Here is a 21,739-nt window from a genome sequence, read left to right on the forward strand (position 1 = left end):
TAATACCCGACTGCACAGTGCATCTGTTAACTCCGTGCTTGCGTGTTTTAGGGCCGCTTCGCGACCCAGCGGGGGCAAGCCCCCTCGCCACAATTGATCGGATTGCCAAAGGGAGTAGTCGTTAATGCCCCGCAGTCTTGGAGAAGAGCTGGATGACCACGACACCCAGCACAATCAGCGCCATCCCCATCATCGCCGGCACGTCCAGCTTCTGCCCATAGATAAACAGGGCCGCGACGCTGACCATCACGATTCCCATGCCGGCCCACACGGCGTACGCCACGCCCACCGGAACGCTGCGCACCACCAGGGTCAGCATCCAGAAGGCGATCCCGTACCCGACGATGACCAGCACCAGTGGCAGCGGGGTGCTGAAGCCTTTGACCGCTTTCATCGAAACAGTGGCAATCACTTCGGCGCAGATGGCAATGGCCAGGTAGTAGTAAGCGGTCATGGGTCAATCCTCGTGTGAAGTGTTGCTCTCTGAGGTCGGCATTCTAGAGATTCGCCAGATGCGGTAAAGTCATTACCTATCTGTTTGAGAGATGGGTTGAGCCATGAGCATGCAATGGAATCTGGAGCAGCTGCGGTTGTTTGTGAGCGTAGCGGAGCAGCGTTCGTTTTCTGCTGTGGCGCGCGATCAGCGCAAGGCGCAGTCGGCAGTCAGCAGTTCGATAGCGTTGCTGGAAGAAGACCTGGGCGTCAGCCTGTTCGACCGCAGCAGCGGCCGTCAGCCGAAACTCACTGAAGCCGGCACGGCTTTGCTGGACGAAGCGCGGGAAGTGTTGCGCCAGTGCGAACGGCTCAATGGCCGGGCGCTGGCGATGATGCGCGGGCAGGAAGCTCGACTGCGTGTGGCGCAGGATGAGGCGATGCCTTATCAGCCGATCATCGAAAGCTTCGAAGCCCTGGCGGAAAAATTCCCCAGCCTTGAAGTGCAACTGACCAGCGCCGCCCAAGGCGATGTCGCGCGCAAGCTGGTGGAGCGGCGCGCCGATCTGGGGCTGCTGTTCTTTCACGATCAGATTCCCGAGGCTCTTGAGCGGCGGGTGCTGGGCAGCGTGGAAATGGTCACGGTGTGCGGCAAGGATCATCCGTTGGCGCGCAAGGGCACAGTGGACGGCCAGCAACTGGCGCAACATCGGCAGTTGCTGATGTCCACAGAGTCGAGCATTTATCCCGGCAGTGATCCGGCCAGCCCGCAGGTCTGGCGCGCCGACAGCTTTTATGTGATGGCCGAATGGCTGGTGCGCGGCCTCGGCTGGGCCTGGTTGCCACGCCACGTGGTGCAGTACCCGACCTATCAGAACCAGATGGTCGAATTGGTCAGCGAATGGACCCCGCCGGCCTTGGTGGTGGAACTGGTATGGCGCCGGGATGAACCGCTCGGTCCGGCCGCGCGCTGGCTCGCCGAACGTTTTGCCGTGCACTTGCAGACGATAGGCGAAAAAAGCCGATAAACTCCGCCGCCATGAATAGAACTCTCTACACCGCGCTGTTTTATCTGGGGCTGCCTTTGGTAGCGATTCGGCTTTGGCTGCGCGCGCGCAAGGCGCCGGCGTATGCCAGGCGCATCGGCGAGCGCTTTTCCTACGGGATGCCGACGATGAAACCGGGCGGCATCTGGGTGCACGCCGTGTCGGTGGGCGAAAGCATTGCGGCCGCACCGATGATTCGCGCCTTGCTGGCGCGTTATCCGAATCTGCCGATCACCGTGACCTGCATGACCCCGACCGGTTCGGAACGCATCCATGCACTGTTCGCCAATGAGCCGCGCATCCAGCACTGCTATCTGCCCTATGACCTGCCTTGCGCTGCCCGGCGCTTCCTTGATCGGGTCCAGCCGAAACTGGCGGTGATCATGGAAACCGAGCTGTGGCCCAACCACATCCATCAATGTGCCAAACGCGGGATCCCCGTGGCGTTGGCCAATGCGCGGCTGTCCGAGCGTTCGGCCAGAGGTTACGGCCGGTTCCCCAGGCTGACCCAGCCGATGCTGGCCGAGATGAGTCTGTTCGCGGTGCAGACCGAAGCCGAGGCCCAGCGCTTGCGCGACCTGGGCGCGCGGACGGAAACCGTCGAAGTGACCGGTTCGATCAAGTTCGACCTGACCATCGACCCGCAACTGCTGGAGCGCGCCGTTGAGCTGCGCGGGCAATGGCAGGCGCTGGAACGACCGGTGTGGATCGCGGCCAGTACCCATGACGGCGAAGACGAGGTGGTGCTGGCGGCCCACCGTCAGTTGTTGGCCAGTCACCCCGATGCCCTGCTGATTTTGGTGCCGCGTCATCCTGAGCGCTTCAATTCGGTGTTCGGGTTGTGCCAGCAACAAGGGTTTGCCACGGTCCGGCGCTCCAGCGGCGAAGCGGTCAGTGCGAATACTTCAGTGCTGCTGGGCGACACCATGGGCGAGTTGCTGTTTCTCTACGCCCTGGCGGACAGCGCATTTGTCGGTGGCAGCCTGGTGCCGAATGGCGGGCATAACCTGCTGGAGCCGGCGGCCCTGGCTAAACCGGTGTTGAGCGGTCCGCATCTTTTCAACTTCCTCGAAATCGCCGCGCAGTTGCGCAGTGCCGGGGCGTTGCAGGAAGTGGAAGATGCCGAAGGGCTGGCGGTGGCGGTGCAGCGACTGTTCGAACTGCCGCGAGATGCGCAGCGCATGGCTGAGGCCGGGTTGACGGTGATGCGCACCAATCAGGGGGCGTTGCAGCGGTTGCTGGATGGGTTGGGGCGGTTGATCGAGCGTTAGACCGAGTTGTATTCATTCGCGAGCAAGCCCGCTCCCACATTGGATCTTCTGTGAACACAGGTTTTGTGTACGACAGCAGCTCAATGTGGGAGCGGGCTTGCTCGCGAAGCTTTTGCTTTTACTGATCAGGCCGCGCTTTCAACTGCTCCTCTGCCGCCTTGGCCAGATCCGGCGGCAGGAAGTCCTTGTCCGGGTTGTAGTTCGGGTTGAGCCAGCGTGCCAGGACTTGCAGGTCCCCCGGATTCAACGTGCCGGCCTGTTGCTTCAAGCGCAGGTTGTCGAGGATGTAGTCGTAGCGGGTGTTGTTGTAGTCGCGAACCGAGGTGTAGAGCGAGCGCTGCGCATCCAGCACGTCGACGATGTTTCGCGTACCCACCTGATAGCCGATTTCAGTCGCTTCCACCGCGCTCTGGTTGGAGATGATCGATTGCTTGCGCGCCTGTACCTGCTCGACATCGGTGTTCACCGCGCGGTGCAGGTCGCGGGTGTTTTCCACGATGCTGCGGCGCAGGGATTCGCGTTGCTGTTCGGTCTGGTCCAGTTGTGCATAGGACTGACGCACCTGGGAGTTGATCAGGCCACCGCTGTAGATCGGGATGTTCAGTTGCAGGCCCACGGTCGTTTGCTCGACGTTGCCGCCGTAGGGTTGGCCCAAGGGAACCGGATTGCTGAAGCCCAGCGCATCGTTGTCGCCTTTCTCGTACTTGGCGACCGCGTCAAGCGTTGGCAAGTGCCCGGACCTGCGCTGCTTGACGGTTTGCTCGGCGGCGCTGACGGCATAGTTGCTGGCCAACAGATTGAGGTTCTGCCTGCCCGCGGTTTCGACCCAGGCCTTGGCGTCGTTCGGTACTGGCGGCAGGATCGGCAAGTCATGCCTGATGCCCCAGATCGAGTTGTACTGACGGTTGGTCAGGGTAATCAATGCTTCAAAGGCGTCGTCCACCTGGCGCTGCGCAACGATGCGGTTGGCGCGAGCGGTGTCGTAGCTGGCCTGTGAGTTCAATACGTCGGTCTTGTCCGAGAGGCCGACATCGAAACGCTCATTGGATTGATCGAGCTGGCGTTTGAACGCCGCTTCTTCGGCCTTGGTCGAAGCCAGGTTGTCCTGGCTGCGCAGCACGTTGAAATAGCTGTCAGCGGTTTGCAGGATCAGGTTTTGCTCGGTCGCCGAGAGTTGCAGGGCGGCCTGTTCGTTGACTTCCTTGGCGGCCTGGAACTGGAACCAGCGATCGGCGCGGAACAGCGGCTGCGCCAGGGTGGCCTGGTAGGAATGAGCATCGCGGTTGGTCGTGCCCGAAGGTTGATCGAGCGACGTACGCACCTCGGAAACATTGGCGCCGCCCGAGAGGTTCGGCAGCAGCCCGGCGCGGGCCTGGGGCACGACTTCTTTCTGCGCGCCATATTGGGCGATGGCAGCCGCCAGGTCGGCGTTGTTGTTGACGGCTTCTTGATACACGCTGACCAGGTCCGTCTTGGCCGATAAGGGCACATCTGCTGCCCAGGCCATTCCGTTGGACGCACAAGACACGGCGAGGGCCAGTGAGAGTTTGCGCAGCATAGACGATCCCTAGAATTGATATTACAGAGGTAATTTGAGCGCCAAGGCTAAGGCCCTGCTTTGACAGCGTCAATGCGCGGCTCAGCGTAGCGAGTGTAGTTGTGCATTCGGACGGCAACAATCCTGATACTGCGTGTAATTACGCCATTCATCATGGTGTTTGCCGTGGGGTTGGCGTTCTTTGCCAGTTGTGTCTAGACTGGCCGGGTTCTTGTCGGGGTGCCTTGCTTTGAGGCTGAGATCGAATAATTTCGGATCCCGTTGAACCTGATCAGGTTAGCGCCTGCGTAGGGAACAAGATTTCTCGTCACCCGGCGAGTCCTCTTGTGCTTCGTCCGGGATGTTGTTCGACAATCGAACACCCCTCGAGCACTGAGCACAGCACAGCTGGTTTTCCCAGCGCCCGTGCGTCCATTCGTTTACAGGTTCGCTCCGACAAAAATCCACTGCCTGGATGTGTGTCTGGAGAGCCCGTGATGACTACAAAAGCAAAAATCGCCACCAACCTGAGTGATTCGGCCAAGGTCGATCAGCAATCGGTTCAGCCGTTTACCCGCTCGCAAAAAATCTATGTTCAGGGCACTCGCCCGGACATCCTCGTGCCGATGCGCGAAATCAGCCTGGACGTGACGCCGACCGACTTCGGTGGCGAGGTCAACGCACCGGTGGTGGTGTATGACACCTCGGGCCCGTACACCGACCCCAATGTGATCATCGATGTGCGCAAAGGCCTGGCCGATGTGCGTTCGCCGTGGATCGAATCCCGTGGCGACACCGAGCGCCTGAGCGGCCTGAGTTCGAATTTTGGCCAGGAGCGACTTGCCGATCCGGAGCTGACCAAGCTGCGCTTCGCCCACGTCAACAACCCGCGCCGCGCCAAGCCTGGCGCCAACGTCAGCCAGATGCACTACGCGCGCAAAGGCATCATCACCGCCGAGATGGAATACGTCGCCATCCGCGAAAACATGAAGCTGGAAGTGGCCCGCGCCGCCGGCCTGCTGGACCAGCAACACGCCGGCCACAGCTTCGGCGCCAGTGTGCCGAAAATCATCACCCCGGAATTCGTCCGTGACGAAATCGCCCGTGGCCGCGCGATCATTCCGGCCAACATCAACCACACCGAACTGGAACCGATGATCATCGGCCGTAACTTCCTGGTGAAGATCAACGGCAACATCGGCAACAGTGCACTGGGTTCGTCCATCGAAGAAGAAGTGGCGAAACTGACCTGGGGCATTCGCTGGGGTTCGGACACGGTCATGGACCTGTCCACGGGCAAGCACATCCACGAAACCCGCGAGTGGATCATCCGTAACTCGCCGGTGCCGATCGGTACGGTGCCGATCTACCAGGCCCTGGAAAAAGTCGGCGGTGTGGCCGAAGACCTGACCTGGGAGCTGTTCCGCGACACGCTGATCGAGCAGGCCGAGCAGGGCGTCGACTACTTCACCATCCACGCCGGCGTGCTATTGCGCTACGTGCCGATGACCGCCAAGCGCGTGACCGGCATCGTCTCCCGTGGCGGTTCGATCATGGCCAAGTGGTGCCTGGCGCACCACAAAGAGAACTTCCTCTACACCCATTTCGAAGACATCTGCGAAATCATGAAGGCCTACGACGTCAGCTTCTCGCTGGGCGATGGCCTGCGTCCGGGCTCGATTGCCGACGCTAACGACGAAGCGCAGTTCGGCGAACTGGAGACCCTCGGCGAGCTGACCAAGATTGCCTGGAAACACGACGTGCAGTGCATGATCGAAGGCCCGGGCCACGTGCCGATGCAGTTGATCAAAGAGAACATGGACAAGCAGCTCGAATGCTGCGACGAGGCGCCGTTCTACACCCTTGGCCCGCTGACTACCGACATCGCGCCAGGCTACGACCACATCACCTCCGGTATCGGTGCGGCGATGATCGGCTGGTTTGGTTGCGCGATGCTCTGCTACGTGACGCCGAAGGAGCACCTGGGCCTGCCGAACAAGGATGACGTGAAGACCGGGATCATCACCTACAAGATCGCCGCGCATGCCGCCGATCTGGCGAAGGGGCATCCGGGCGCACAGATCCGCGACAATGCCTTGAGCAAGGCGCGTTTTGAATTCCGTTGGGAAGACCAGTTCAACCTGGGGCTCGATCCGGACACCGCGCGTTCGTATCACGATGAAACCCTGCCGAAGGATTCGGCCAAGGTGGCGCACTTCTGCTCCATGTGCGGGCCAAAATTCTGCTCGATGAAGATCACCCAGGAAGTCCGCGAGTATGCGGCCAACCAGCGGATCGAAGCGGTCGACGTGGACGTCGCCCAAGGCATGGCCGAACAGGCCGAGCGCTTCAAGCAGGAAGGCAGTCAGCTGTATCAGAAAGTTTGATCTGGTCCTGGATTGGCGGTGCCTGTGGCGCCGCCTTCGCGAGCAAGCCCGCTCCCACATTCGACCTGTGTACGCAGGACCAATGTGGGAGCGGGCTTGCTCGCGAAAGCGCCAGATCAGACAGCGAAACTCTCAATGACAAAACATATTCCTCTGAGATAACACCCTTGAGCATTCAACCCAGCACTTACTCCCCCGATATCGCGGTGCCGACCGACAAGCGTGTATTCGGCGGCCGCGATCTGTTTTCCCTGTGGTTCTCCCTCGGTATCGGCCTGATGGTCCTGCAGACTGGTGCATTGCTCGCGCCGGGCCTTGGCCTGTCCGGTTCGTTGCTGGCAATTTTTCTTGGCACCCTGGTCGGCGTTCTGCTGCTGGCGGCGGTCGGCGTGATCGGTAGCGACACCGGCCTGTCGTCGATGGCCGCACTCAAACTCAGCCTCGGCGCCAAAGGCGCAAGCCTGCCGGCGGTACTGAACCTGCTGCAATTGATCGGCTGGGGTTCGTTCGAAATCATCGTCATGCGCGATGCTGCCAGCCTGCTGGGCGCGAAGGCCTTCAACGAAGGTAGCCTGCTGTCCAATCCCGTGCTGTGGACGCTGTTCTTCGGCGCACTGGCGACCTTGCTCGCGGTCAGCGGTCCGCTGACTTTCGTGCGCCAGATCCTGCGCAAATGGGGCATCTGGCTGCTGCTGGCCGCGTGTGTCTGGCTGACCTGGAACCTGTTCGCCAAGGCTGACCTGGCCGCATTGTGGGCCCAGGCCGGTGACGGTTCGATGCCGTTCGCCGTGGGTTTCGACATCGCCATTGCCATGCCGCTCTCGTGGTTGCCGCTGATCGCCGACTACTCGCGCTTCGGCAAACGGGCGAAAAACGTCTTCGGCGGCACCGCCATCGGTTTCTTCATCGGCAATTTTTGGCTGATGAGCCTGGGCGTGGCCTACACCCTGGCGTTCGCGCCGAGCGGTGAAGTCAATGCCTTGCTGCTGGCGCTGGCCGGCGCCGGCCTGGGGATTCCGCTGTTGTTGATTCTGCTGGATGAATCGGAAAACGCCTTTGCCGATATTCACTCGGCGGCGGTGTCCAGCGGGATTCTGTTGCGCGCCAAAGTCGAGCACCTGGCGTTGGCCATCGGCGTTATCTGCACGCTGATTGCCCTGCTGGCGCCGTTGGCCCAGTACCAGAACTTCCTGCTGCTGATCGGTTCGGTGTTTGCGCCGTTGTTCGGCGTAGTGCTGGTGGATCACTTCATCCTGCGCAAACGCAGTGGCCAGGTGGCGTCAGCCGCGTTGCGCTGGCCGGCGCTGCTCGCCTGGCTGGGCGGGGTCAGCACCTATCACTTGCTGGCCAACCTGTATCCGGATGTCGGCGCAACCCTGCCGGCACTGGTAGTGGCAGGGTTGCTCCAGCTAGTGCTGGGTCGGGCCTTCAGTTACGGCCGGGAAACAGCTCGGGCTTGATGATGCCGTTCAGGCGAGGGTAGGGGATCTTCAGTTCGACATGGCCCAGCGCGTAAGGCGCGATGGTGCTGGTTTCGTATTTGAGGATTACCCCGCCGTAGGTCAGCGCCACGTTCCGGGTTTTCTGGAACGGCCAGCTCTTCACGAACTCCGGTTCCTGATCGAGCTTGGTGCTGATCAACCAGCTGTTGTGTGCCACTTGCGCGGCTTTCCAGAACGCGTCTTCCTGCCCAGGCACCAGCATGTCCGACAGCGTCAGCACTTTATGCTGTTGGCGTGAATAGTTGATGAACCCTCGACCTGGGGTGCCATGGGCACCGCCGGTGTCCAGGTAGCTGGACAATTCGACGATCACCAAGCCGTCATGCTGCTCACGTACCTTTGCCTGCAGATAGCTGCTGAAGCGCGGTCCGGCGGTGCGCAAAAACTCTTCGCGATAGGCCGCCAGGGTCGGGGCGATCGGCGCGTCGGGCGAGGTGCGGGTCATTTGCAGCAGGCGCTTTTCGATGATGCCGTCCAGTGCAGGCTCGTCCGGGAAGTGCAGGGTGTCGATGTTGACCAGCGGGCAATCCGGGTTGCTGCAACCGGGCTTGAGTTGCTCGGAGGCGTCGCGGGTGGTTTCCAGCGGCGTCCGGTAGTTGGGCTGGAACAGGCTCGCGCAAGCGCCCAGGGTCAGGGCGATAGCGGCCACGGAGGCGATTTTGAAAAGCGACATGAGCGTCCTTTCTGAAACAGGGAAGGCAAAAAGTTACCGGCTTCGACTCTCAACAAAGCAGTCAGTTCGCCACTAAGCTAATTAGAGTGGGTTTCGCCCTCACCGTCCATCCCGCTGACGGGAAAGGGGCTGCATCAAACGTCACGGGCGCGTTAGGATGGCGCGAAGTCGAGGCCCAGGAAAAAAGCAGCCTCGAACAGGATTTGCAGTAAAAGAGGATAGTCATGACGGATTTTGCCAACGCCATTCCGACCGCCGTTGATATCGTGCGGCGCGAAAAGTGCTACGAGGGCTTCTACAAACTCGAACGCGTGCACTTGCGCCACGAATTGTTCGCCGGGGGCATGAGTCGCGAGATCAATCGTGAAGTGTTCGTTCGCCATGACGCGGTATGCATGCTGCCTTACGATCCACAACGCGATGAAGTGGTGCTGATCGAGCAGTTTCGCGTCGGCGCCATGGGCAAGACCGACAACCCGTGGCTGATCGAACTGGTCGCTGGTCTGATCGACAAGGATGAAGTGCCGGAAGCAGTTGCTCACCGCGAAGCGCAGGAGGAAGCTGGGCTTGAAATCGGGGCGCTCTGGCCGATGACCAAATACTTTCCATCGCCGGGCGGCAGCAACGAATTCGTGCATCTGTACCTGGGGCGTTGCGACACTACCGGGGTTGGCGGCCTGCATGGGCTGGAGGAAGAGGCAGAAGACATCCGCGTCACGGTCTGGGCTTTCGACGATGCCCTGCAAGCCGTGCGCGACGGGCGTATTGCCAACGCGGCGAGCATCATTGCCTTGCAATGGCTGGCTTTGAACCGCGTTGAAGTGAGGGGGTTATGGTCGTAAACAAGCTGCGCGATCGCTATCGGGTGGACCTGGTGGGGCTGCAAGCGTCCTGCGAGGCGAACTACGCGCGCTTGATGCGACTGCTGCCGGACATGCGCAGCGAGCCCGCCGCGCGGCGCATCGCCGTGACCCATGGCGACCAGATGCTCGGTGTGCTGGCCCTGGAAGTCCTGCTGACCTGCCCCTACACCACGACCCTGCAAGTGCGTCAGGAACACAGCCTGCCCTGGCTGCCGGTGCCGCAACTGGAAGTGCAGGTCTATCACGACGCGCGCATGGCCGAAGTGGTCAGCGCCGAACATGCACGACGCTTTCGCGGCATCTATCCTTACCCGAACGCCTCGATGCACCAGCCGGACGAAAAGGCCCAGCTGAACATGTTTCTGGGCGAGTGGCTGAGCCATTGCCTGGCGCTGGGGCATGAGTACGAAGTTGTCCGTTAAACGAGCAACGCAGTTGTGAACTGTGTCAGGTTCAACAGTTTCCCCTTTCGGTCATCCCCCAGCATAATTGCGGCACTTACCCATCCCCGTGATCACGCCCTGGGAGAACGCCTTGCCGAGCGTATCCACATTGACCACCGCCGATCCGGCGTTGCTGGTGCAACTCTCCGACAGTCACCTGTTTGCCGAAGCGGACCGCGCGTTGCTGGGCATGAACACCCGCGACAGCCTGCAAAAGGTCATCGAACTGGTGCGCGCGCAACAGCCGCGGATTGACTTGATCCTGGCCACGGGTGATCTGTCCCAGGACGGGACGCTGGAGTCCTACCAACAGTTTCGCGACATGACGCGTCAGCTCGATGCGCCGGCGCGCTGGATTCCCGGCAATCACGATGAGCCGCAGATCATGGCCGAGGCGGCGGTGCAGAGCGCTTTGCTCGAACCGGTGGTGGATATCGGCAACTGGCGGGTCACGTTGCTCGATTCGGCGGTGCCAGGCTCGGTGCCGGGTTATTTGCAGGATGAACAGCTGCAGTTGCTCGCCCGCTCGTTGAGCGAAGCGCCGGAGCGCCATCATCTGGTGTGCTTCCACCATCACCCGGTGTCCATCGGTTGTGCATGGATGGAACCGATCGGCTTGCGCAATCCCGAGGCGCTGTTCGCCGTGCTGGATCGCTTCGAGCAGGTACGTGCGGTGTTGTGGGGGCATGTGCACCAGGAAATCGACCGGATGCGCAACGGCGTACGTTTGATCGCCTCGCCCTCTACCTGCATCCAGTTCGAGCCGGGCAGCGAAGATTTCAAGGTCGGGGAACAGGCGCCGGGCTATCGCTGGTTGCGACTGCTGCCCGACGGGCGGCTGGAAACCGGGGTGGAGCGGGTTACCGGGTTTGATTTCACTGTGGATTACGGTTCCAACGGCTACTGATTTTTTCATTTTTTCTGGAAAACCTAGTCGCGCCCTTCGCGAGCAAGCCCGCTCCCACAGGGGGAGCTTGTGACCGACGCAGGTCCAGTGTGGGAGCGGGCTTGCTCGCGAAGGCGTCTACACAGACACCGTGGATTCTGTGGATATCCCCGATTCCCCGAGTCCCTGTAAACTCCGCCTCTTTAGCCGACGCACAGGGAGCTCAAATGTCCGGTTCGATCCTTTATATCCACGGCTTCAACAGCTCGCCGTTGTCGAAGAAGGCCTGTCAGTTGGTCGAGGTGATGGAGCGTCTGGGCCTGAGCGAACACCTGCGCGTTCCGGCATTGCACCATCACCCGCGCCAGGCTATCGAGCAGCTGGAGCAGGCGATTGCCGAGCTGGGGCGGCCACTGCTGGTCGGCAGCTCTCTCGGCGGCTACTATGCCACTCACTTGGCCGAGCGCCATGGCTTGAAAGCCCTGTTGATCAACCCTGCCGTCAGCCCGCACCGGATGTTCGACGGCTATCTGGGGACGCAGAAAAACCTGTATACCGAAGAGACCTGGGAAATGACCCACGACCACGTGGTGGCCCTGGCCGAACTGGAAGTGCCGGCGCCCCAGGATCCACAGCGTTATCAGGTATGGTTGCAGACGGCTGACGAAACGCTGGACTATCGCCTCGCCCAGCAGTATTACCGGGCATGCGCCTTGCGTATCCAGGCCGGCGGCGACCACAGTTTCCAGGGTTTTGCCGGGCAATTGCCGGCCATGTTGAGTTTTGCCGGCATTGGCGCCGATTTGTATCAGGCAATCGATTTCACTGCACTGTGAGCGATAGCCCCATGAATTCTTTTTTCACCGAACACTGACGACGAGACCCCATGGCCACTCCCAGCGCTAGCTCTTATAACGCAGACGCCATCGAAGTCCTCTCGGGCCTCGACCCGGTGCGCAAACGCCCCGGCATGTACACCGACACCAGTCGGCCGAACCACCTTGCCCAGGAAGTCATCGACAACAGTGTCGACGAAGCCTTGGCCGGGCATGCCACATCGGTGCAGGTGATCCTGCATGCCGACCATTCCCTGGAGGTCAGCGATGACGGCCGAGGCATGCCGGTGGACATTCACCCCGAGGAAGGTGTTTCGGGCGTCGAGTTGATCCTCACCAAGCTGCATGCCGGTGGCAAGTTTTCCAACAAGAACTACCAGTTCTCCGGCGGCTTGCACGGGGTGGGTATTTCCGTGGTCAACGCCTTGTCCACCGAAGTGCGGGTGCGTGTAAAACGTGACGGCAACGAATACCAGATGACCTTCAAGGATGGCTACAAGGCCACCGAGCTTGAAGTCGTCGGTACTGTCGGCAAGCGCAATACCGGGACCAGCGTGTTCTTTGCGCCGGACCCGAAATACTTCGACTCACCAAAATTCTCCATCAGCCGCCTCAAGCACGTGCTCAAGGCCAAGGCCGTTCTGTGCCCGGGCTTGCTGGTCAGTTTTGAAGACAAGGCCACCGGCGAGAAAGTCGAATGGCATTACGAAGACGGCCTGCGTTCCTATCTGGTGGATGCGGTCAGCGAATTCGAGCGCCTGCCGAACGAACCGTTCTGCGGCGCTTTTGCCGGTAACAAGGAAGCCGTGGATTGGGCGCTGCTGTGGCTGCCGGAAGGCGGCGATGCGGTGCAGGAAAGCTACGTCAACCTGATCCCGACGGCCCAGGGCGGTACCCATGTCAACGGTCTGCGTCAGGGCCTGCTCGACGCCATGCGCGAGTTCTGCGAATTCCGCAGCCTGCTGCCGCGTGGTGTGAAGCTGGCACCGGAAGACGTCTGGGAACGCATCGCCTTTGTTCTGTCGATGAAGATGCAGGAACCGCAATTCTCCGGGCAGACCAAGGAGCGCCTGTCGTCCCGTGAAGCGGCGGCGTTCGTCTCCGGTGTGGTCAAGGATGCGTTCAGCCTGTGGCTCAATGCCAACCCGGAAACCGGCATGTTGCTGGCGGAACTGGCGATCAACAACGCCGGCCGTCGCCTCAAGGCCAGCAAGAAGGTCGAGCGCAAACGCGTTACCCAAGGCCCGGCGCTGCCGGGCAAACTGGCCGACTGTGCCGGACAGGACCCGATGCGTTCCGAGCTGTTCCTGGTCGAAGGTGATTCCGCCGGCGGTTCGGCCAAGCAGGCGCGGGACAAGGAGTTCCAGGCGATCCTGCCGTTGCGCGGCAAGATCCTCAATACCTGGGAAGTCGACGGCAGCGAAGTGCTGGCCAGCCAGGAAGTGCACAACATCGCCGTGGCCATCGGTGTCGATCCGGGCGCGGCGGACATGAGCCAGCTGCGCTACGGCAAGATTTGCATCCTCGCCGACGCCGACTCCGACGGTCTGCACATCGCGACCTTGCTGTGCGCCTTGTTCGTCCAGCATTTCCGCCCGTTGGTCGATGCCGGTCACGTTTACGTCGCGATGCCGCCGTTGTACCGCATCGACCTGGGCAAAGAGATCTACTACGCCCTCGATGAAGCCGAGCGCGACGGGATTCTCGATCGCCTGGTGGCCGAGAAGAAGCGCGGCAAGCCGCAGGTCACCCGATTCAAGGGTCTGGGCGAAATGAACCCGCCGCAGTTGCGCGAGACCACCATGGACCCGAACACCCGGCGTCTGGTGCAGTTGACCCTGGAAGATTTCGAGGCTACCTCGGAGATGATGGACATGCTGCTGGCGAAGAAGCGTGCCGGTGACCGCAAGACCTGGCTGGAGTCCAAGGGCAACCTGGCCGAGGTGCTGGGCTGATGCGCTTGGGCTTTGCCCTGGCGTGTGCGTTGCTGCTGACCTCAATGACGGTGTCTGGCGAACCGACACCGCAACTGCGTCTGTTGTCCGAGCATGCCGTCGATGGCATGCGCGGCGGCAACCTGTCCGGGTTGGCCCAGTGCGGCAAGGAGCTGTGGACGGTCTCCGACCGTGACGATGATCAGATCTATCGTCTCGATACCCGGGCCAACGTCTGGCGCGCACAGGCCGTGGGCATCGGCGTACCTGAAGTACCTGACAGCGGGTTGCCCTGGGGATTGCGTTCGCGGACCTGGGCCGCTTCGTTCGTGCGTGGCGGCAATCTGGATTTCGAAGGCATCACCTGTGACCGCGCCGGCAATCGTTACGTGGTCAGCGAATCCCATGCAGCGGTGTTGCAAATACCGCCAACCGGGCCGACTTCCTGGCTGAAGATTTCGCCGCTCATGGCGCGCGAAGCCCGGGCCAGAGGCATGTTGTTGCGCTTCAATGCACTGTTCGAAGGCTTGGCAATCAATCCTGAAGGTGACCAGTTGTGGTTGGCTGCCGAGCGCGAGAACCGCGGGTTGCTGCTGATCAAGCGCAAGCAATCGGTGTGGGACTGCGATGGTGGATGCGTGCTGCTGAGTGAAGCCGGGAATGAAATGCAACCCGCACAGTTTCCCCACGCCAGAGCGATGCCTCGGGATTTTGCCGATCTGTCATTGTTCAACGGCAAGCTGTTTACCCTGGAGCGCAATGCGTTCGAGGTCTGCCGCCGAGATGCGCTGACCGCCAAGGTCGAGCGTTGCTGGTCGTTTGCCGAAGAGGCATTGCAGGAAAATCGGCGTTATCCACAGGATTATGGCCTCGCGGAAGCGCTGGTAGTGGACGCTGACGGTGCCTGGATCGGTATCGACAACAACAACGGTGCTCGCGCCGATGGCGAAGTCCGTCCGGTAGTCTGGCGTTTTGCTGCACCGGAAGGTGGCTGGAGTGCCAAGTCATGAGACAACGAAGCCCGGGGCAGCGCATCGGCCGGGTGTTTATGGTACTGGCCTGGTGTGCCGCGTTGTTTCTGGCCACGCGTTTTTTCGGCCAGTGGGAAGCGCGTCAGCAAAATCCGAACGTGGTGGTCAGCTCGGAGCAGGGCGAGGGTTTCATTGAGGTGAAACTGGTGAGCAATGCGCAGGGGCATTTTGTCGCCAGCGGTCAGATCAACGGCCATCCGGTGGACTTCATGCTCGATACCGGGGCGACAGATGTGTCGATTCCGGCGGACCTGGCCAAGCGTTTGAAGCTGGAAGAAGGATTCGGCGTGACCCTGAGCACGGCCAATGGCCTGAGCCAGGGCTATCGCACCCGTATCGAGCGGCTGCAGCTGGGCGACATCGTGCTGCGGGATGTACGCGCACTGGTGGCCCCGGGGCTGCATGGCGATCAAGTGTTGCTCGGCATGAGCGCACTGAACAAACTTGAATTTACCCAGCGCGGTGGCACCATGCTGCTGCGCCAGACAACGAACCGATGAGGCCCGCATGAGCGACTCCCTTGATCTCAGCCTGGACGGTGTAGAACGCCGGTCACTGGCTGACTTCACCGAAAATGCCTACCTCAACTACTCCATGTACGTGATCATGGACCGTGCCCTGCCGCATATCGGCGACGGCCTGAAACCGGTACAGCGGCGTATCGTCTACGCCATGAGCGAGCTGGGGCTGGACGCTGATTCCAAGCACAAGAAGTCGGCACGTACTGTCGGTGACGTGCTCGGTAAATTCCACCCCCACGGCGACTCGGCCTGCTACGAAGCCATGGTGCTGATGGCCCAGCCGTTCAGCTATCGCTATACGCTGGTCGACGGCCAGGGCAACTGGGGTGCGCCGGATGATCCCAAGTCCTTCGCCGCCATGCGCTACACCGAAGCGCGGCTGTCGCGTTATTCCGAAGTGCTGCTCAGCGAACTGGGCCAGGGCACGGCGGATTGGGGCCCGAACTTCGACGGTACGCTGGACGAGCCGCTGGTGTTGCCGGCCCGCCTGCCGAACATCCTGCTCAACGGCACCACCGGTATCGCCGTGGGCATGGCCACCGACGTGCCGCCGCACAACCTGCGGGAAGTCGCCACGGCGTGCGTGCGTTTGCTCGATGAGCCCAAGGCCACGGTCGAACAGCTCTGTGAACACATCCAGGGCCCGGACTACCCGACCGAAGCGGAAATCATCACCCCGCGCGCCGACCTGCTGAAAATCTACGAAACCGGTCGCGGTTCTGTGCGCATGCGCGCCGTGTATCACATCGAAGACGGCGACATCATCGTCACCGCGCTGCCGCATCAGGTCTCGGGCGCCAAGGTGCTGGAGCAGATCGCCGCGATGATGCAGGCCAAGCCGTCCAAGGCGCCGCAAATTGCCGACCTGCGTGACGAATCCGACCACGAAAACCCGTGCCGGATCGTGATCATTCCGGGCGCACGGAAAAACTTCGACCACGATGCGCTGATGCAGCACCTGTTCGCCAGCACCGAGCTGGAGTCGAGCTACCGGGTCAACATCAACATCATCGGCCTGGACGGCAAGCCGCAGCTGAAAAACCTGCGGGCGCTGCTGGTCGAGTGGCTGGAGTTCCGGGTGCAGACCGTGCGTCGTCGCCTGCAATTCCGCCTCGACAAGGTCGAGCGTCGCCTGCATCTGTTGGACGGTTTGCTGATTGCCTACCTCAACCTGGATGAAGTGATCCACATCATCCGCACCGAGGAGCAGCCACGGGCCAGGCTGATCGAACGCTTCGCCCTGAGCGAAATCCAGGCCGACTACATCCTCGACACCCGTCTGCGTCAGTTGGCGCGGCTGGAAGAGATGAAGCTGCGTGCCGAGCAGGATGAACTGCTCAAGGAACAAGCCAAGCTGCAAGCCCTGCTCAGCAGCGAAGCCAAGTTGAAAAAACTGGTGCGCAGCGAACTGATCAAGGACGCTGAAACCTACGGTGATGACCGCCGGTCGCCTATTGTCGAGCGCGCCGAAGCCAAGGCCCTGACCGAGCACGACCTGCTGCCGAACGAGAAAGTGACGGTCGTGTTGTCGGAAAAAGGCTGGATTCGCTCCGCCAAAGGCCACGAAATCGACGCCACCGGGCTTTCCTACAAGGCCGGGGACGGCTTCAAGGCACTGGCAGCCGGGCGCTCCAACCAGTTTGCCGTGTTTATCGACTCCACGGGCCGCAGTTATTCGGTGGCCGCCCACACCTTGCCGTCGGCCCGTGGCCAGGGCGAGCCGCTGACCGGTCGCCTGACGCCGCCGCCAGGGGCGAGTTTCGAGTGCGTGCTGATGCCGGAAGACGATGCGCTGTACGTGATCGCCTCCGACGCCGGCTACGGCTTCGTGGTCAAGGGTGAAGACCTGCAGGCCAAGAACAAGGCGGGCAAGGCCCTGTTGAGCCTGCCGAACAACGCCAAGGTCATGCTGCCGCGTCCTGTGGCCGATCGTGAGCAGAACTGGCTGGCATCGGTGACGACCGAAGGTCGCCTGCTGATCTTCAAAATCAGCGACCTGCCACAATTAGGTAAAGGCAAAGGCAACAAGATCATCGGGATTCCCGGTGAGCGAGTGGCCAGTCGTGAAGAGTATGTGACGGACATCGCGGTATTGCCGGACGGTGCAACACTGGTGTTGCAGGCCGGGAAACGTACCTTGTCACTGAAAGCGGACGATCTCGAACACTACAAGGGTGAACGTGGTCGTCGTGGCAACAAGTTGCCGCGTGGCTTCCAGAGGGTAGACGCGCTGCTCGTCGAAAACCTCAATTAGGCGACTTAGAAGCGCCGAACTACGAATTAACCCGTAGTTCGGCGCTTTACGCTGGAGTCGGAACGCATATTCACGGATGATATGGCCTTTCAAGCGCCGGCGTTGCCGCGCGTTCTTCATATTTATTGAGTATTTTCACTGTGGTCAGCCTTTTAGCGACCACCTGGATGGGACGATGACTGCTCTGCGCCTTCCTTTTATTCTTTTGCTCGCCGGCGTTCTTGGCCTGGCGGGTTGCAGCGTTCACCAGCCGGTGTCGTTGTATCAACTGGACGCTGGTAGTCCGGTTCAGCCCGCACAGAACGCGGGCATGGCGGTATTGTTGGGGCCGGTCACCGTGGCCGACTACCTGCAACGCGAAACCCTGTTGCAGCGTCAGCCCGATGGCAGCCTGCAAGCCTCGACCGACGGTCGTTGGGCTGGCAGCCTTTCGTCGGATATCGATCAGCTGCTGCTGCGCCAGGTCGCGGGTCGCCTGGACAGTCAGCGCGTAGTGCTGGCCCCGGCGACAGTGGGCTTCACCCCGGACGTTCAGGTGCTGCTGACCATCACGCGCCTGGATTCGGGTGAAAAACAACCGGCGATCCTTGACGCGCAATGGCGCCTGATCGACCGTCGCGGGCAGGTCCGCGACAACCGCATCATCCATTTGCAGGAACAGCATGCCGGTACCACGGCGGCTCAGGTCCAGGCACAGGGTGTGTTGTTGCAACGCCTGGCCGAACAACTGTCGGTGGCGCTCAAGCCCCTGGCCAATCAGCCGCCGATCGCCGAAGCCCCACGCAAGCCGGCAGCCAAGGCGGCAGCACCTGCGGTAGAACAGGAAAAGCAGCCGAAGATCCCGATGGCCGCGCCTATTCGTACGGATATGGAAGTGTTCCGCTTCTAAGTGTGGACTGAATCCATACAAAGCCCGCATTGATGCGGGCTTTGTTGTTTTTACAGGTTGGAGATATCTAGCGCCTGTTCTGGCCTCTTCGCGAGCAAGCCCGCTCCCACAGGGGATCTTCAGTGAGCACACCCTTGGGCTAACCCGGATCAAGTGTGGGAGCGAGCTTGCTCGCAAAGAGGCCAGAACAGGCGACAAAAAAGCCCGCAGACGATCACTCATCTGCGGGCTTCTTCATATCGAGGTTAAGGCTTAAGCGCGACGCTCATGCATCCGCGCCAATTGCCGCTCAAGCATCGACGGATACGGCTCCATCAACCGTTCCACGCAGCACGCACCTTCAGGGCTGGCGATCGGGCGGATCCGCGCGCGCTGGCGAATCAACACGTCGTCACTGATCTTGCGCTCCACCAGCAGCAGGTTGCGGCTGTGTTGCGACAGGGCCAGGGCGTCCTGGGCAGGGTCGGTCAGCAGCAAGTCGATCTGGCTCAGGCCGAACAGTTCGTCGCCCAGGGTCAGCCCCAGCTGCAATTGCAGGGTGATGCCACTGTCCGCGACTTCGATCTGCAACTGGTGGCCCAAGGCCCGCAGCAGTTCGCCACAGCAAATGGCGTTGGTCAGGTAATCGTCGCCGCTGTCTTCGGTGTGGAACAGCATCAGCGTGCTGCCATCGTTCAAGGTCTCTACTTCGCCCTGATACAGGGAAGCTGCCTGGTCGAGGCAATCGCGATAGCGCTCGAGCAGTTCTTCAAGACGCGCCCGCGGCAGGCGTCGCAGTTGCTCCTGGGAGCCCAGTTGCACCGCCAGCACCGCGCTGTGTTGCGGTACGCTCGGCGTGGCTTTGCGAATCACCGGTTGTGGGGTGCTGTCCAGCGACTCGTCGCGCAGATCGGCGAACGGGTCTTCGTCATCGTCGTCTTCAACGGTGCTGACGATCTGTCGTGGCGCTGGTTTGAGCGCCGCTACCGGGCGGCTCTCGTCGAAACTCGGATCGCGCAGGTTACGGACTTCGAAGGCCGGGTCGGCCTCGTCATCCATGTCGTCGAACTCCGGTTCCGGTTCTGGCACAGGGGCCGGTTCCGGGGCGAAGTTGGCGTGCAGCTGGCGCGCCAGGTCGCCGATTTCGTCCTGGCGGTCGGTGGCCGGGGTGAATTCATCGATATTGCGCAGCCACACCCGCAATTGCAGCAGCGGCGTGGAGAGATAACGCCCCATGCGCAGGCTCAGGGCCAGGGACAGGGCCAGCAGGATTGCACTCAGAATGCCCATGCTTTGCAGGCTGATGGTCATCGGCTGCTGGAACTGGTCCATGTCCAGGCTGATGCGCAATTGCCCGGCAGTCACGTCCTGGAAGGTGATCTTGCTTTGGTACATGCCCTCGGCTTCGCCCAGCAGGCCATGCTTGGGACGCTGGCCGGATTCGGCAAGGATGCGGTTGTCCGGGCTGTAGATGGCGGCGTGGGCCACCAGCTTGTTCTTGGTCAGGTTGTTGAGCAGCACGTTGAGGCTGAGGATGTCGTTGGACACCAGCAGCTCGGTGGCCGAGGTGGCCGTCTGCGTGGTCAGGCTTTCGCCCAGCGCATCCGCCTGCTCGTGCATGGCCTGCTTGAACTGCAGGCCCATCACACCGGCATAGATGACCAGAGCCAGGGCGACCAGGATCACGTTATGGCTGGCGATGCGCAATGCAATCGGTACACGGCGGTGGCGCAGTGCCCGGAAGATCAGCAGGAAGAAGTTGTCGGTTTTTACTGGCGTGGGCCGGTTCACTTGAGCTCGGCTCTTTTGTCCGTGAAGTTGACGCGCAGTATAGCGACAGGCCCTAGACCGTCAAAGCGCTCACGGTGCCCGATGGTCACTGAAAGTGGGTAGAATGCGGTTTTTTTCCACTTGCGGGGGTGCGCCTTGCGCGAAATCGTCCTGATAAACATCACGGGAGTCGACCGTCCGGGTCTGACTGCGGCCATTACCGGCGTTCTGGCCCAGGGTGGTGTGAACATTCTCGACATCGGTCAGGCGGTGATCCACGACACCTTGTCGTTCGGCATCCTGGTTGAAATTCCCGACACCGAGCAAGGCAAGTCCGTGCTCAAGGACATCTTGTTCAAGGGCTATGAACTCGATCAACAGGTGCGTTTCACGCCGGTGTCCGAACAGGATTACCAGCAGTGGGTCGGCAATCAGGGCAAAAAGCGCCACATTGTGACCCTGTTGACCCGCAAGGTGACAGCCGGGCAGTTGCAGGCCGTGAGCTCGATTACCGCCAAATATGGCCTGAACATCGACCACATCGATCGCCTGTCCGGGCGCATGCCGCTGGACACCCCGGCCGACAAGGGCAAGGGCTGCATCGAGTTTTCCGTGCGTGGCGAGGCGGCTGATCCGCAGGCGCTGCGTGCCGAATTCCTCAGCGTCGCCCAGGAACTGAACGTCGACATCGCCTTCCAGGAAGATTCGCTGTTCCGTCGCAACCGTCGCCTGGCGGTGTTCGACATGGATTCAACGCTGATCGAAGCCGAAGTGATCGATGAGCTGGCCAAGGCGGCCGGCGTCGGCGACAAAGTGTCGGAAATCACCGAGCGGGCAATGGCCGGTGAGCTGGATTTTCGCGCCAGCTTCAAGGAGCGCCTGGCCTTGCTCAAAGGTCTGGACGTCAATGTGCTGGACTCCATCGGTGCCTCGCTGCGCCTGACCGAAGGCGCAGAAACCCTGTTCGCCGAGCTCAAGCGCCTGGGCTACAAGACCGCGATCCTGTCGGGCGGCTTCACCTACTTCGCCAAGCAATTGCAGGCCAAGCTGGGTATCGACTACGTGTTCGCCAACGAACTTGAAGTGGTCGACGGCAAAGTCACCGGCGTGGCGGTCGAGCCGATTGTCGATGCACAGCGCAAGGCGGATTTGCTGAAGGAACTGGCACACAAGGAAGGCTTGCGCCTGGAGCAGACCATTGCGGTCGGCGATGGTGCGAATGACTTGCCGATGCTGGCAATTGCCGGGTTGGGCGTGGCGTTCCGGGCCAAGCCGCTGGTCAAGCAGTCGGCCAAGCAGGCGATTTCCACCTTGGGGCTGGATGGTGTGCTCTACCTGCTGGGTTTCCGCGATCGCGACGGGCAGCTCTAAGCGCCGCAAATCAATGTGGGAGCGGGCTTGCTCGCGAAGGCGTCATCACATTCAACATCTATGTTGACTGTAAGTCCGCTTTCGCGAGCAAGCCCGCTCCCACAGGTATGCAGC

General features: G+C 61.2%; 18 protein-coding genes and 1 riboswitch. Of the genes, 14 read left to right on the forward strand and 4 right to left on the reverse strand.

Features of this window, described 5'->3' with window-relative positions:
- Nucleotides 1-121 precede the first annotated feature (121 nt).
- A complete protein-coding gene (locus tag KGB20_RS17775; RefSeq protein WP_150811907.1) occupies nt 122-454 on the reverse strand; it encodes a DMT family transporter in 333 nt (110 codons plus the stop codon).
- 103 nt (nt 455-557) lie between these two features.
- On the opposite strand from KGB20_RS17775, the gene KGB20_RS17780 reads away from it, so the two are divergent.
- Nucleotides 558-1,460, forward strand: coding sequence for a LysR family transcriptional regulator (locus KGB20_RS17780; protein WP_173677909.1), 903 nt, complete (start codon nt 558-560; stop codon nt 1,458-1,460).
- 11 nt (nt 1,461-1,471) lie between these two features.
- Complete coding sequence (gene waaA, locus KGB20_RS17785) at nt 1,472-2,749, forward strand: lipid IV(A) 3-deoxy-D-manno-octulosonic acid transferase (RefSeq protein ID WP_154910349.1); 1,278 nt, start codon at nt 1,472-1,474, stop codon at nt 2,747-2,749.
- Between the two features lie 118 nt (nt 2,750-2,867).
- Here the strand turns inward: waaA and KGB20_RS17790 are convergent, their stop codons facing one another.
- Complete coding sequence (locus tag KGB20_RS17790; protein WP_154861138.1) at nt 2,868-4,307, reverse strand: TolC family outer membrane protein; 1,440 nt, start codon at nt 4,305-4,307, stop codon at nt 2,868-2,870.
- A 205-nt stretch (nt 4,308-4,512) separates the two neighbouring features.
- Nucleotides 4,513-4,618, forward strand: a riboswitch (TPP riboswitch).
- Between the two features lie 165 nt (nt 4,619-4,783).
- Between KGB20_RS17790 and thiC the strand changes: the two genes are divergently transcribed.
- Together thiC and cytX are read left to right on the forward strand one after the other, a co-directional pair.
- On the forward strand, nt 4,784-6,673 hold the full coding sequence (gene thiC / locus KGB20_RS17795) for a phosphomethylpyrimidine synthase ThiC (protein ID WP_008063536.1): 1,890 nt from the start codon (nt 4,784-4,786) through the stop codon (nt 6,671-6,673).
- A gap of 167 nt (nt 6,674-6,840) precedes the next feature.
- Nucleotides 6,841-8,133, forward strand: coding sequence for a putative hydroxymethylpyrimidine transporter CytX (cytX, locus tag KGB20_RS17800; RefSeq protein WP_154861136.1), 1,293 nt, complete (start codon nt 6,841-6,843; stop codon nt 8,131-8,133).
- Here cytX and KGB20_RS17805 read toward each other — a convergent pair.
- Nucleotides 8,102-8,848, reverse strand: a complete 747-nt coding sequence (locus KGB20_RS17805) for an RsiV family protein (RefSeq protein WP_154861135.1) — start codon at nt 8,846-8,848, stop codon at nt 8,102-8,104. The two genes, cytX and KGB20_RS17805, sit on opposite strands and share 32 nt — an antisense overlap.
- A gap of 224 nt (nt 8,849-9,072) precedes the next feature.
- Between KGB20_RS17805 and KGB20_RS17810 the strand changes: the two genes are divergently transcribed.
- The 9 genes from KGB20_RS17810 to KGB20_RS17850 all read left to right on the forward strand — a co-directional run bounded on the left by KGB20_RS17810 (nt 9,073) and on the right by KGB20_RS17850 (nt 18,505).
- The gene (locus KGB20_RS17810; RefSeq protein ID WP_150811903.1) at nt 9,073-9,690 is read left to right on the forward strand and encodes an NUDIX domain-containing protein; all 618 of its coding nucleotides are present in this window, start codon (nt 9,073-9,075) and stop codon (nt 9,688-9,690) included.
- Nucleotides 9,681-10,133: a DUF1249 domain-containing protein gene (locus tag KGB20_RS17815; RefSeq protein ID WP_007977461.1), complete on the forward strand. Its 453-nt coding sequence runs from the start codon at nt 9,681-9,683 to the stop codon at nt 10,131-10,133. Before KGB20_RS17810 ends, KGB20_RS17815 begins: the two co-directional genes overlap by 10 nt.
- 112 nt (nt 10,134-10,245) lie before the next feature.
- Nucleotides 10,246-11,061, forward strand: a complete 816-nt coding sequence (cpdA, locus tag KGB20_RS17820; protein ID WP_057712263.1) for a 3',5'-cyclic-AMP phosphodiesterase — start codon at nt 10,246-10,248, stop codon at nt 11,059-11,061.
- Between the two features lie 206 nt (nt 11,062-11,267).
- The gene (locus KGB20_RS17825; protein ID WP_154910350.1) at nt 11,268-11,876 is read left to right on the forward strand and encodes a YqiA/YcfP family alpha/beta fold hydrolase; all 609 of its coding nucleotides are present in this window, start codon (nt 11,268-11,270) and stop codon (nt 11,874-11,876) included.
- A 50-nt stretch (nt 11,877-11,926) separates the two neighbouring features.
- A complete protein-coding gene (gene parE, locus KGB20_RS17830) occupies nt 11,927-13,831 on the forward strand; it encodes a DNA topoisomerase IV subunit B (RefSeq protein ID WP_090452794.1) in 1,905 nt (634 codons plus the stop codon).
- Nucleotides 13,831-14,820, forward strand: a complete 990-nt coding sequence (locus KGB20_RS17835; protein ID WP_154910351.1) for an esterase-like activity of phytase family protein — start codon at nt 13,831-13,833, stop codon at nt 14,818-14,820. Before parE ends, KGB20_RS17835 begins: the two co-directional genes overlap by 1 nt.
- Nucleotides 14,817-15,341: a TIGR02281 family clan AA aspartic protease gene (locus KGB20_RS17840; protein WP_057712259.1), complete on the forward strand. Its 525-nt coding sequence runs from the start codon at nt 14,817-14,819 to the stop codon at nt 15,339-15,341. The genes KGB20_RS17835 and KGB20_RS17840 overlap by 4 nt, the downstream gene beginning before the upstream one ends.
- 7 nt (nt 15,342-15,348) lie before the next feature.
- Nucleotides 15,349-17,616 (forward strand): DNA topoisomerase IV subunit A, encoded by a 2,268-nt coding sequence (gene parC, locus KGB20_RS17845; RefSeq protein ID WP_057396215.1) that lies wholly within the window; start codon nt 15,349-15,351, stop codon nt 17,614-17,616.
- Nucleotides 17,617-17,791: 175 nt separating this feature from the next.
- A complete protein-coding gene (locus KGB20_RS17850) occupies nt 17,792-18,505 on the forward strand; it encodes a membrane integrity-associated transporter subunit PqiC (RefSeq protein WP_057712257.1) in 714 nt (237 codons plus the stop codon).
- Between the two features lie 252 nt (nt 18,506-18,757).
- Here the strand turns inward: KGB20_RS17850 and KGB20_RS17855 are convergent, their stop codons facing one another.
- Complete coding sequence (locus KGB20_RS17855) at nt 18,758-20,275, reverse strand: AhpA/YtjB family protein (protein ID WP_154910352.1); 1,518 nt, start codon at nt 20,273-20,275, stop codon at nt 18,758-18,760.
- A 135-nt stretch (nt 20,276-20,410) separates the two neighbouring features.
- Here KGB20_RS17855 and serB point away from each other — a divergent pair, with 135 nt between their 5' ends.
- Nucleotides 20,411-21,625, forward strand: a complete 1,215-nt coding sequence (gene serB, locus KGB20_RS17860) for a phosphoserine phosphatase SerB (RefSeq protein ID WP_057395688.1) — start codon at nt 20,411-20,413, stop codon at nt 21,623-21,625.
- Nucleotides 21,626-21,739: the final 114 nt, after the last annotated feature.

This window comes from Pseudomonas sp. BF-R-30 (assembly GCF_019956175.1).
In the GTDB taxonomy this organism is placed as follows: Bacteria; Pseudomonadota; Gammaproteobacteria; order Pseudomonadales; family Pseudomonadaceae; genus Aquipseudomonas; species Aquipseudomonas jessenii.